Origin of the sequence: Xylanibacter rarus (assembly GCF_001275135.1) — a bacterium.
Taxonomy (GTDB): Bacteria; Bacteroidota; Bacteroidia; order Bacteroidales; family Bacteroidaceae; genus Prevotella; species Prevotella rara.
Map to the genome: position 1 here is coordinate 60,282 of NZ_LFQU01000002.1, position 12,150 is coordinate 72,431.

The window sequence follows — 12,150 nt, forward strand, 5'->3', positions numbered from 1 at the left end:
ATGTCAGTGTGTTACAAAGGCGGACGCGAGATGTCAATTCAGCACATTATATACAGGGTCAGACAGCCGTTAACCGGCCTTTATTTTGCTCCTCAACACGGGTTGCAGCCTGCACCATTAACGATAACGGCAAAGTAAATCCCCAATCTGTCATTATACCGCATATCGCTTCATCTACTTTTTGCATTCATGCCTTCAGCAGTCTTTTTATTTTCTATTGGCATAATCCTGACGCCCGTTTTGTGGTAATCAAAGCTGTCTGAATTTATAAGCAGAAACTCCGCCTCTTACTTCCAATGACGGAAGAAGAGACGGAGCCTCACAATTCAGGTAATTATATGTCACATCTGTTGGCACATTACTTCACGATAACCTTGCGTGTCGTGCCGTCGCTCATCCTCAATATGTTTATTCCCTTCTGAGGAGCCGAGAGCTTGCGGCCGTCGAGCGAGTAGCGCGCCACTTCGCTGACACCTGCATCAGCCTTAGCACTATCCATGCCAGTGGTGACATGGCTGTCGCCGGTCTGCAAGTTTACAACAACAGTCTCTGACGGCTGCGATGTCGTGCTCTTGCCTTCAAGTTCAAAGTGCGACGTTACATAATATCCGTAAGTATCAAAGCCGTAGCCGTCAAGGCCGGTAAACATATAGGAAGTTGTTTCAGAGTCAGTGTCCACAGCCGCTATAGGCGTAATCACGACGTCGCCCTCATTGACAGCCTGGGTGAAGCGAATCTCGTCAAGCATGAATGCTCCATAGTTAGAGGTGAACATCACAATCTGCGCAAACTCTGACGTTACAGGCAGTGAATACAGTCCGTTGATATATCCGGTGCCCTCTTCTGACTGTTCAAACGGCACGAAATACGACTTTCCGTCCACTCTTAATATAAGCTGGTCGCCCAATCCGCCATATGCCTTGACATACACTCTGATTTCATCATCGTTGCCTACATATATCTCGGGCGTCACTATTTCTGTGAGTATATACGAAGAGCTTTCGCATCCGAGCATACCTTGGGCGATGGTGTTGCCCACACCTGTCCATCCCGGCAATGCGGTGTACTGGTCAAGTCGGCTGCTGTCATCATTGCCGAGTATTTCAGGCGAGCGCCAGTCGGTGGCCGATGTAACTTCGTCATTAATCTTATCGAATGTCTCCTCAAGCAGTATGAAGTCGGCATCATCCTCCTCCACTTTCGTCACACCAAACATCTCGACCGTATATCCGGTGGCCTTCGGGGCAAGATTCCAGTTTGCCGTGAAGCTTCCGTTCGAGTCTATGTTGCTTGCCGGCAGCACTTCAGGCGAGCATACGCCGAATGCGTGATAGATCAACTTGTCTGAGAAGGTGAACACATAATGTCCGCGCACAGAGTAGTAATATTCAGTCTCAGGGTCAAGTCCGGTGAACGTGTAGCTCGTGCCGTCGGTATAGTCGTAGTAAGTGTCGTTGCTTTCATCACCCCAGTCTGACGAATTCTCTCCGAACACGCGCTCCAGCCTGAACGGACGGTTGGTTTCGATGTCGATGTTGTCCACCAAGATGTATTCGCCCTCTTCCATATCGCCCGGCCTTATGCGTATGGCCTTGTAAGTATTGGCAAAACCGTAAATCTCATCAGACAGCCTGACAATGTCTCCGTCAATAAAATATGAGGCATAGATATAGGCCACAGTCTTCCAGCCACTTTCGGTAAGACCATCCACATAGACAGTTGCCATCGACATATATGGGTCGTCGTAATGTGTAACAAACTTCATATAGAAGTCCATCGTCTTGTAGGTTGCACCATTTTCGGGCGTTGTCAGCGTGTCGCGGTCATACATTACCATGGCCTTCGAGCCATCCATGCCCTTGTCGGGTGATATTTCAGAAGATGTAACGCCCCATCCTTCCTGCGGTGCGGTGTAGTTTTCAAAATCTTCAGAGAAGGCTCCGTCCGTGTCAGAAGTATAAGTCATCTTATACAGGTCGACGTAATATTCAAACGCCTTGCGCAAAGGTTGCCACTCAATAGTGAACCTGTCGGCCTGGAAGTCGGTTACGCATATAACCTTAGGTGCGGCGAGGAACGTCGGCGCCGACGTCACTTTAACGTCGTCAATGAGCACTGCGCCTTCGGTGAAGAAGCAGATATAGCCGTCGCTGTCGCCCGAATAGTTGTTGAAGTGGAGCTCTATCTCCGTCCATCCCTGATTTTCGTAGAGGCGCGTGGTATAATATCCGCTGCCGTCTTCCAGGTCGGTATCGGCCAGCTGACTCGAAGTGTAGCCGCCTCTGCACACCTGCACGCCTATGGTTGACCCTCTGGAGAGGCCCCATATTTCCTCACCTGTCTCAGGATCTTCGTTGTACACAATCCAGCACGGCATGGCCTTGACCTTGAAAGTCAGTGTTATCTCGCCCGAATAGTCGCCAAGCGGAGTCATCAGGGCCGCGTAAATCATGGGGTTGTAAGTCTTAAGATACAATGCGCCGCCGGCAGCATAGACCGACTCTCCTGCCCATGTGCCGTCTTTAGTCATTGAGGGGTCGATGAATATGCCCGGCTCGTAATATGATGAAGCCAAGAACTTGGTGGTGTCGGGAGTTTCCATCGAGCCTCCGGTAACCTTCGAGAAGTCTTCATCGATAAGGATATCGCGCTGAGCGGCACTGGCATTGTTAGGCCGTATCTTCAGCGGTGCCGGCGTAACATCAGAGTTTACATCAGTTATCACTACCTGCTTTTTAGCTTTCTGAACCTGAACAACGCGTTTCGGGCCTGCGGCCTGAACGGTTATGCATACCGCAGCGACGAGCGTCATGGCCGCGGCTTTAATGATGTGCATTGTAAAGTTATTCATAACAAGTGTGTTTTTTAGGTTAGAACTTGACAAATGCAAATATCATTAATGTGTAACTCAGAAGCAAGATAAAGTTATAAAAATGCGAACTAATTTCGGAAATTAGAACATATTTGTACGTTTCCAGGTGTCTTTATGTCAATCGGAAGCCTTTTTTCCGAAGGCTTCCTTCTGATACTCGTTGGGCGAAACGCCTGTGAACTTCTTGAAAACCATGGCGAAATTGCTACGGCTTCTGAAGCCAATGTCTACGGCTACGGCCTGTATGGTTACGTTGGCATATTCAGGAGACGACAGGCGCCGGCACGCCTCCTCTATGCGGTATTGCGACAGAAGGGTGCTGAAATTGATGCCGAACACTTCGTTTATGACACGCGAAGCCGTCCGGGTGTGTATCCCGAGCATGGCTGCCATCTTCTCGAGCGAGAAATCCTGCTGATATATTTCGGCCGATGTCTCCATAAACTGTCTTATCATGCGTGCCAGTTCCTGTGTCTTTTCGTCAGGCCCGGTGGTCTGCTGCACCCCGCCTGAATGCCGGACAGATGTTGCCCTGCCGGCTGTCGGCCTGCCGCCGGCCTTAGCCTTGCGGCGGCTTCGTGACCTCAGCCATATCATCGTGCCGGCAGCTGATGCTGATACAAATGCCAGCAGAACTGCTATCAGGCCGCCGGAAATGCCGGATACGCCTGAGGTATCAAGTTCGCCCATAACTCTTGCCGGAAGGAATCGGCACTCGTGGTCGCGTATGCGCATATAGTCGCTGTACGACAAGGTCGTATCGTTTATCAAAAGATATTTTACACGATATGCCTCTGATGAGTCGGCTGCCCCCATCTTGGCATAAAACGCCGACAGGGCCTTATACGAATTGTAGAGCGAATATATGGGTATGTCGGCTGTCATGTTTGACTTGAGGCGCTTAACAGCCATGCCATACATGCCCTTGGCCGCATATGCCTTGGCCGCAAGCATATCGACGATGTGCAGACATATTTTCTCCTGCAGGTCGGGCTTCACGTGCCCGGCAGCCGACTTAAGGGCCTTGAGGCAGTCGTCGTAGCGCCCTTGCTGATAGAGCTTGACGCCACGGCACAGCCACAGCGCATAGTTCTTCATCTTAATGCTGTCGGGTATGGATGTCGACGAGAAGTCGTCGGCCTCATCCTTCATGCCTGCCAGGTTGTCGTTGACGGCCAGATGGTTGGCAAGATCGATGAAGGCGGCCGTGTAGATATACCAGTCATGCTGCTCCTTGCTTATCCTGAACGCCTCGCTCATAAGCCGGGCAGCAACTGCCGAGTCGCCGAAGATGGTGTGCACGCCGGCAAGATTGACATAAATCTTTGCTTTTATCTTGTCGTAGCCTGTTTCTTCTGAAATCTCCAAGCCTTTTGTCAGATAGGAAAATGCCTGGATATAATCGTGATGGAGGAAAAACTTTATTGCACCGATGTTGTTGAGTGCGTCGACACACGAAAACTTATCGTCCTTGTCCATAGCGCTGTCATAACGTCCGGCGGCAACCATATAGTAGGCCATGGCGCTGTCTACCTTTCCCTCTTCGAGACATCTGTCGCCTTCGCTGTTGATTTTATCCACGGCAACGCCTGCCAACCGCCTGCCGAGACTGCCGGCCGACTGTGCAAAAACGACAACCGCCGCCAACGAAAGCAGAGCCAGCACGATAGGCCTACAGGCCTTGACCGGTATGCTCAGAATATTTATTGCCATTGGTGAATATCTTGGTATGTATGACAGACGAAAGCCGGAAGCCATGCGCATCTTAGGCACCGGCAAGCGGCCTTAGTGTCTTCGTTTGGCAAAAATACGCCAAAAAAGCGAGATAGGCAAGATTTATATTGATTAATGCTATATTGAGCAAGGCAACGCGGCATCGGGGCCTGAAGGTCTTACGAGGGCTGCCTGCAAGGCCGTTGCTGCAGAGGCGTTTTGCGAAAGGTATGCTTTCGGCACGTAAAAGGCCGTCTTTTAGCGTGTAAAAGACGGCCTTTTGCAATACGTTGAATGTCAGTGTGTTACGAAGGCTTTGCCGACAGGCTTCATGACGGGGCTTAAACCTGACCTGAATGATGCGCCTGAAGCCTTCGGACCAACTTAATACGTGAGCTATTATAGCGGCTTTCAGCCGGCTGCGTTGGCTGCGCGGTCGCTCTCGATGAGCTTCAGCAGCTTGTCAACGGCTTCGGCCTCGGGTATGTTCTTCTCCACGCATTCCTTTCTGCGGTAGAGCGATATCTTGCCGCGTCCGGCGCCCACATATCCGTAGTCGGCGTCGGCCATCTCGCCCGGGCCGTTCACTATGCAGCCCATTATGCCTATCTTGAGGCCCTTCATGTCTTTGGTAGCCTCCTTTATGCGGGCTATCGTAGAGCGCAGGTCGTAAAGGGTGCGGCCGCAGCCGGGGCAGCTTATGTATTCGGTCTTCGACGTGCGCAGGCGTGCCGCCTGGAGTATGCCGAAGGCGGTGGCGGTAATGTCACCGGCGGCCAGCGTGCCGTCGTTCATGAGCCACAGTCCGTCGGTCAGTCCGTCGAACATCAGCGCGCCCATGTCGGCTGCCGCCTCAAGCTGGAAGTTGCCCTTCTCGTCCTGCGAGTGGCGGTACATCTGGCAGAACACAACGGGATTGGTCAGTCCTGCCGACATCATGTCGTGCAGCAGGGCGCGCTGCTCGCCGAGGCGGTTCTGATGGTTGCTGACGCATATCACCACCACTTCGGGGTGCGACTTGAGGCAGGCCGTGTATTCGTCGGTGTCGACGCCAAACTGGAGTACAAGGAATTTCAGCGGCGCGTCTACTGAAGATATCAGCGGCACGGCGTTATATGGGAATATGGGATATACGCCGGTCTTGTCTTCGAGGTCAGCATACACGCCGAAGTCTACGATGTAGCGCTGTCCGGCGACGCGCTCTGCGGGCAGAGTCTGACCTGTGTATATATAGTCGGGCGTCATGTCCTTGCCAGCAGCATCGGCCGGAGCGGCGTCGCTGCCGAGGCGCGATGATATCACAACGGGCACGTTATCGCCTCCGATGTTCATCACGGCGCGTGTCTTGCGGCGCTCGGGCGATGTCCAGCAGAAGCCTTCAAAGGCCTTGCCCGGTATGAGCATGTGGCCCTGTTTCTTGCCGACATAGTCTACAAGATGGCGCGCCACGGGTATCTCTGCCTCCGGTTCCTCGCTCAGCGACACGCGTATGGTGTCGCCAATGCCGTCAGACAGCAGCGCTCCGATGCCCACGGCACTCTTTATGCGGCCGTCTTCGCCCTCGCCGGCCTCGGTTACTCCGAGGTGCAAGGGATACTTCATGCCTTCCTTGTCCATAGCCTCGACGAGCAGGCGAACCGACTGCACCATGACAACCGTGTTGCTGGCCTTTATCGAGATTACCACATCCGTGAAGTTTTCACGCTTGCATATACGCAGAAACTCCATGCAGCTCTCCACTATTCCGGCTGGTGTGTCGCCGTAGCGGCTCATTATGCGGTCGGAGAGCGAGCCGTGGTTTACGCCTATGCGTATGGCCGTGTGATTCTCGCGGCAGATGTTGAGGAAGGGCACAAACTGCTTCTCTATCTTCTGCAGCTCTGCGGCATATTCCTCGTCGGTATATTCAAGTTTCTTGAACGTGCGCGCCGGGTCGACATAGTTGCCCGGGTTTATCCTCACCTTCTCGGCATACAGCGCGGCCACATCGGCCACGTGAGGATTAAAGTGGACGTCGGCCACGAGCGGAGTGTTATATCCCCTGCTCCTCAGTCCGGCGTTGATGTTCTTCAGGTTTTCGGCCTCGCGCACGCCCTGTGTGGTGAGTCTCACATACTCTCCTCCGGCTTCAATTATGCGTATGGCCTGCTCCACGCTTCCCTCGGTGTCGTTGGTCGACGTGGTTGTCATCGACTGTATCCTCACCGGATTGTCTCCTCCCAGCGGAGTTGCGCCCACATTGACAACCGAACTATCCCTTCGGGTGTAATTAAAGATGTCCATGACTAATAAATTATAAAGGAGTTAAGAAGTTAGGGGAGTTAAGGAGTTAAGACGATAGTCTTGCTGCTGCAATCCTGCGTTGCGTTCACAGATACAGGCCGGATGCCGGTCATCGCAACAGGGCCATTGTCTTAACTCCTTAACTCCCCTAACTCCTTAACTCCATAAAACAAAATCAGTTTGTCTTATACTCATACTTCACCTCGGCGAGGTCTTTGTTGGCCTTCTCGATTTTGGCTCCCAGTCCTGCCTTATAGTCAGCGAGGCGTGCGGCAACCTCTTCGTCGGCCAGCGCAATCATCTCTACGGCCAGTATGGCAGCGTTCATTGCGCCGTTTACGCCAACCGTAGCAACAGGTATTCCCGGCGGCATCTGTATGATGCTAAGCATGGCGTCGAGACCGTCGAGCATACCCTTGATGGGCACTCCGATAACCGGCAGAGTGGTAGACGCTGCTATCACGCCCGGCAGGGCGGCAGCCATTCCGGCTCCGGCTATTATCACCTTGATGCCGCGCTCCTTGGCTCCTTTGGCAAAAGCCTCAACAGCGTCGGGCGTGCGGTGGGCCGACAGGGCGTTAACCTCAAACGGGATGTGCATCTCGTCGAGAAACTTACATGCCTTCTCCATAACGGGCAGGTCGCTCGTGCTGCCCATGATGATACTTACTAATGGTTTCATATTAAGCTTGTTTTATTTTAAATATACATTATCTGGTCGAAACTTTTACGGCTTGCGGCCACAACACTGAGCGCCGCAGGCACAAAGACGCACTGCTCAGAACAGCAGCACAGACACAAACGAGCATGCCACGCCTGCCAAATAGCCCAGCACCACCTGGCGCAGAGAATGCTGACGCAGAATCATGCGGCTCGTGCCTACCATGCCGGCGAGCAGCAGCACAATGCAGAGCCACCACACCGGATTGAACGAAAATATAACTGAAAAAGCCAGCAACGCACCGGTAACGCCGCCGATGGCTGCCGTATGGGTGGATATCTTGATGAAAAGATTTATGATGGCGCAGGCCACCTGTATCACAAGGGCTGCTATAAGGATGCTCCCCATGAAGTGGGGCACATGGGTGGCAGCCATTATGTAATAGCACAGAAGATAAGAAAAAATGGATATCACATAAGGGATGGCGCGCCTCTCGCGGCTGCCCAGCTCTATGAGCGTCCAGCCCTGATAGCGCCGGTAGAAACGGATAAGGGCCGTAGGAAGAAATACCGTGAACAGATAGAACATCAACAGCAGGAACAGCTTGTAGGTCAGGGGCAACAGGCTGAGGTAACTGAAGATGAAAAGAATCAAAAGGCCTAATATCGGAAGATAGAAAGGCGTGAACAGAACGCTCAGCACCTTGGCCGTGAAAATAATCTCTTTCTCTTTCATTTCTTTCTTAGTCGGGCGACGGGGATGCCCAGCTGCTCGCGATATTTTGCTATCGTGCGGCGTGCCACGGGGTATCCGCTCTCGTTCATCTTATCCTTTATGGCGTCGTCGCTTAGCGGGCGGCGCTTGTCTTCGTTGTCAATTATGTCTTTAAGGGCGGCCTTTATCTTGCGCGTCGACATCTCCTCGCCGCTCTCTGTCTTGACGCTGTCGCTGAAGAAGTGGCGCAGCTTGAACGTGCCCCAGCGTGTCTGGGCATACTTCATGTTGCTTACGCGCGATATGGTGGATATGTCGAGGCCGGTCTTGTCGGCCACATCCTTGAGTATCATGGGCTTCAGGTCGCTCTCGTCGCCGTCCTGAAAGTATGCCTTCTGTATGTCTATTATGGCCTTCATCGTTACATACAGAGTGTGGCGGCGCTGCTTTATGGCGTCGATAAAGCCCTGGGCGCGCTCCACCTTCTCCTTGGCGTAGAGCAGGGCCTCCTTCTCGCTGCGGCTCATCTTGCTCTTGTTCTTCTGGTAACTCTTCACCATGTCGGTGAAGGAGTCTGACACATAGAGGTCGGGCACGTTGCCGCTGTTGATATAGAACGACACTGTGCCGTCGTCGGCCGTGTCTACTATAAAGTCGGGAGTTATCTGCTGGATGTTGCGTCCCTCGGTCTCGCCGAGCGAAGAGCCGGGCTTCGGGTTTAGCTTCAGCAGTTCGTTGTGAACCGTCTTCACGGTGTCGGTGTCGATGCCGAGCTGCGATGCTATCTTGTCCCAGCGCTTGTTCATGAACTCGTCGAAGCATTCTGTTATCACACGCTCCATCATCGAGCGCATCTCCGACTTGTCCCTGCGCCTTATCTGCAGCAGGAGACACTCGCGCAGGTTACGTGCGCCTATGCCGGCAGGGTCGAACGTCTGCAGCACATGCAGCACATGCTCTATCTCATGCTCGCTTGCATCTATGTTATGGTATATGGCCAGCTCGTCGCTCAGCGTGGCAATGTCCTTGCGCAGAAGTCCGTCGCCGTCGAGCGAACCGATGAGATACTCCATTATCTCGTGCTCGCGGGGCGTAAGCTCCACGTCTACCATCTGCTCCTTGAGCCTGTCGTAGAACGACACTTGGTCGCCGTAGGTTATCTCCTCATAGTCAGCATTCTGGTTGTTGCTTGCCACATACTGCGCGGCCTCAGGCATCTCGTCGTCCATTCCGATGCCCGAAAGGGCCTGGTCGAGCGCCGACTCGCGCTCCTCACGCTCGTTGACGGTGTCAAAGTCGTCGTCTTCGTCTGAACCGGAAACGCTCTCATGCATGTCGTCGGCAGGCTGAACGTCGTCTGGCCCGGCAACTTCAAGGGCGGGATTGTCGTCAATCTCGGCCGCCACGCTGTGCTCCAGTTCTGTCAACGGCATTTCAAGCAGATGCACCACGAGCATCTGCTGCTGAGTGAGGCGCTGTGTCTGAACCTGTTTCTGCGCCTGTGTCTGAATGAGATTTTGTGCCATAACGCTGCAAAATTAATATTTTTCCGTGAAGAAGAGTAATTAATACTGAATATTTTTCCTTACGGCCCCAAAAGGTTCTGCTCACCATAAGCAGTGTGCCGGCTGCGCTTACCACAGCCTGCCGCACGGCCATACGGGACAGTCTGCCAAGGCCTGCGTAACGCACTGTTATCCAGCCACTTGCAATATGCCGTCTTTTAGGTTGTAAAAGGTGGCATATCAGGAGCTAAAAGGTGGCCTTTTGCAACCTGAAAGGGCACATATTGCATCACAGCCACTAATTCTTATACGTGTCGAGCTTGTCAAGATAGTATTTCTTAAAGTCGCTCCAGCGATAATAAGGCGCGCAGTCGGTCTTTACGGGGAGCGTCGCCTCGTTCTCGTTGAGCAGCACCTTTACGAGCACGTCTTTGTCGTTGCGGCTGCGGCGATAGAACACCAGCTGTATGTTTGCGCCCATCGGGAACACCTTATAGTTGATCCATCCCTTGCTCTCAAGACTGTCGAGGCTTGATATCTGACTGTCGTATCCGTTGATGCCAAGCAGACATGTCAGCGGCAGCACCATCGTCTCGTGGCCGAAGCGCAGCGTTGCACCGGGCTCGTCGAGGGCTATGCAGCTGTCGGCCTGATGTATTATGTTGCGCAGGAGGTTGCGCTGCGAGAAGGGCTGAGTGGCTCCGTTGAGCGGACATGCGCCGTAGTTGATATACCACCACGTGTTCTCCATCTGCCAGTTGGCGTAGAGCTCGTCGTCGGTGAATATGTCGTAGAGCGTAATCTTGTGGCGGAGCTCCGAGCTCTGCAGGTTTGACGCCAGCGAGAAGAGCTTATAGTTGAGGTCGGAAGCGTCCACTTCATACCTAACATAGCTGCTGTCGCTGAACAGACTTAGCATCAGCCGCTCAGGATTTACACGGCGGCTGCAATATTCTTTCCACATAACTTCGGCGCGGCGGGGCATCTTCTGCGCATAAAGTGCAGGGTCGCTCTGATTCATGTAATACATGTCGTGCATGCTCGCGTCGTGCTTTATCGTCAGTTTTGGGTTCATCAGGAGCAGCTGCTGCATCTCGTTCTCCATCGACAGGATGCAACGTATCACCACGGTGCTCTTTGCATCTACCACGACATTGCCCTTGAACACCTCGGGAAAGCGTTCATACATGCGGCGGGCTATCTGCCTGTGCTGCTCGGCTCCAAGCTCGGTGAGCTCTCCCAGGCGGCCTGCTGCCTCGTCGCGGAGCATCGTCACGCGTCTGAGCACATCCTTTCCGAGCGGCGTAAGCTTGCCGAGGCTGTCGGCACGGGCAAGGACACGCACCGGGACATCATAGTCGTCAGGACTTATCAGATAGCGCGAGCCGTGGCGGCCGTAATGACTTATATAGAAAGGACTGTAACCTTTTGGGGCGGGCGTCAGCTTTTTCTGAGACGGACCGGGATAAGCCAGATAGTTGCTGGCCGAAAGACACACATTGTTTCTTATCTCATCACGGGCTGTCTGTGCTTCAAGCGGAGACTGAAAAAGTAAAAAAGACAGGACTAAAAGCAATAATTTATCCATAAAACAACTGTTTTTTTATTTCTTTACCGCAAAGATACTTAAAAAATGACGTTATTATTCATTATTCCAAAGAAAAATGATAATTTTGCAGCCCGAAATTATCTGAATGAAATGAAAATAGGCGTTGGCCTATAACAAACAACCTCCTGCATATTGACTATTATTTTAACGACACAGAAACGATTTTAGGATATTCTGTGCAAGGATTGTCTGTGCAATAAGATTTAGCATAATAAAATCGCTATCATGACATATCCTGAATTACGGCCGGAATGCCGGCAAGTTTTATAAGACGACATAGCATGTAATAAAAAATAATAATTAATAAAAGAAATGGGAAGAAACAAAAGACAAGACTATGACCACACAGACGAATCGGAGGTATTTAAGAAAAAGAGTCTGATGGCCGCCAAGAACCGCAAGAGAATGTCTAAGATCGTGTTTGCGGTAATGTGCCTGCTTGCAGCGTTCGTCGTTGCAGCATGTATGCTCAGCTATTTTTTCAACTTTGTCTGACCTGCAAGAGCCTTGAGGCAACGCTTCAGCTGCCGCCGGGGCCGTGTCTTGAAACAAGAAAAGCGCGGAAAGCCTTAACAGATGCTTTCCGCGCTTTTTATATCCGACTGTGAATTAATCGTCTTCTTCTACAGAGAATTCGTCCTTACCAACTCCGCAGAGAGGGCAAACCCAATCTTCTGGAAGGTCCTCAAATGCTGTTCCGGGCTGTATGCCGTTATCAGGATCGCCTACTTCGGGGTCATATACATAACCGCAAGTGTCACAAATGTACTTTTTCATAATGCTTACTTTTTAA

9 protein-coding genes are annotated in these 12,150 nt (G+C 52.2%); 1 reads left to right on the forward strand and 8 read right to left on the reverse strand.

The genetic code is table 11. The features are described 5' to 3' along the window. Positions 1 to 358: 358 nt before the first annotated feature. From ACU52_RS15430 to ACU52_RS02030, 7 genes are all read right to left on the reverse strand, one after another. Positions 359 to 2,851, reverse strand: coding sequence for a hypothetical protein (locus ACU52_RS15430; protein WP_053397555.1), 2,493 nt, complete (start codon positions 2,849 to 2,851; stop codon positions 359 to 361). A 138-nt stretch (positions 2,852 to 2,989) separates the two neighbouring features. Further along, entirely contained in the window at positions 2,990 to 4,585 is a 1,596-nt protein-coding gene (locus ACU52_RS02005) for a helix-turn-helix domain-containing protein (RefSeq protein WP_162207740.1), read from the reverse strand. A 411-nt stretch (positions 4,586 to 4,996) separates the two neighbouring features. After that, positions 4,997 to 6,868 carry a 4-hydroxy-3-methylbut-2-en-1-yl diphosphate synthase gene (locus ACU52_RS02010; RefSeq protein ID WP_053397557.1) on the reverse strand — a complete coding sequence of 624 codons (1,872 nt, stop codon included), beginning with the start codon at positions 6,866 to 6,868 and terminating at the stop codon, positions 4,997 to 4,999. A gap of 175 nt (positions 6,869 to 7,043) precedes the next feature. After that, positions 7,044 to 7,550, reverse strand: a complete 507-nt coding sequence (purE, locus tag ACU52_RS02015) for a 5-(carboxyamino)imidazole ribonucleotide mutase (protein WP_021854485.1) — start codon at positions 7,548 to 7,550, stop codon at positions 7,044 to 7,046. Between the two features lie 96 nt (positions 7,551 to 7,646). Further along, positions 7,647 to 8,264 carry a phosphatase PAP2 family protein gene (locus tag ACU52_RS02020; RefSeq protein ID WP_053397558.1) on the reverse strand — a complete coding sequence of 206 codons (618 nt, stop codon included), beginning with the start codon at positions 8,262 to 8,264 and terminating at the stop codon, positions 7,647 to 7,649. Next, a complete protein-coding gene (gene rpoN, locus ACU52_RS02025) occupies positions 8,261 to 9,769 on the reverse strand; it encodes an RNA polymerase factor sigma-54 (protein WP_021854487.1) in 1,509 nt (502 codons plus the stop codon). The genes ACU52_RS02020 and rpoN overlap by 4 nt, the downstream gene beginning before the upstream one ends. 277 nt (positions 9,770 to 10,046) lie before the next feature. Further along, on the reverse strand, positions 10,047 to 11,336 hold the full coding sequence (locus ACU52_RS02030) for a histidine-type phosphatase (protein ID WP_053397559.1): 1,290 nt from the start codon (positions 11,334 to 11,336) through the stop codon (positions 10,047 to 10,049). 333 nt (positions 11,337 to 11,669) lie between these two features. Between ACU52_RS02030 and ACU52_RS02035 the strand changes: the two genes are divergently transcribed. Beyond that, a complete protein-coding gene (locus tag ACU52_RS02035) occupies positions 11,670 to 11,852 on the forward strand; it encodes a hypothetical protein (protein WP_021854489.1) in 183 nt (60 codons plus the stop codon). A 114-nt stretch (positions 11,853 to 11,966) separates the two neighbouring features. Here ACU52_RS02035 and rd read toward each other — a convergent pair whose 3' ends face one another. Then, positions 11,967 to 12,134 (reverse strand): rubredoxin, encoded by a 168-nt coding sequence (gene rd, locus ACU52_RS14655; protein WP_021854490.1) that lies wholly within the window; start codon positions 12,132 to 12,134, stop codon positions 11,967 to 11,969. Positions 12,135 to 12,150 lie beyond the last annotated feature (16 nt).

Excerpts from the sequence above, each read along its gene's own strand:
- rpoN (WP_021854487.1), bottom strand. The coding sequence starts at position 9,769 with ATGGCACAAAATCTCATTCAGACACAGGCGCAGAAACAGGTTCAGACA.
- rd (WP_021854490.1), bottom strand. The coding sequence starts at position 12,134 with ATGAAAAAGTACATTTGTGACACTTGCGGTTATGTATATGACCCCGAA.
- ACU52_RS02005 (WP_162207740.1), bottom strand. The coding sequence starts at position 4,585 with ATGGCAATAAATATTCTGAGCATACCGGTCAAGGCCTGTAGGCCTATC.
- purE (WP_021854485.1), bottom strand. The coding sequence starts at position 7,550 with ATGAAACCATTAGTAAGTATCATCATGGGCAGCACGAGCGACCTGCCC.
- ACU52_RS02030 (WP_053397559.1), bottom strand. The coding sequence starts at position 11,336 with ATGGATAAATTATTGCTTTTAGTCCTGTCTTTTTTACTTTTTCAGTCT.
- ACU52_RS02035 (WP_021854489.1), top strand. The coding sequence starts at position 11,670 with ATGGGAAGAAACAAAAGACAAGACTATGACCACACAGACGAATCGGAG.
- ACU52_RS02020 (WP_053397558.1), bottom strand. The coding sequence starts at position 8,264 with ATGAAAGAGAAAGAGATTATTTTCACGGCCAAGGTGCTGAGCGTTCTG.
- ACU52_RS15430 (WP_053397555.1), bottom strand. The coding sequence starts at position 2,851 with ATGAATAACTTTACAATGCACATCATTAAAGCCGCGGCCATGACGCTC.
- ACU52_RS02010 (WP_053397557.1), bottom strand. The coding sequence starts at position 6,868 with ATGGACATCTTTAATTACACCCGAAGGGATAGTTCGGTTGTCAATGTG.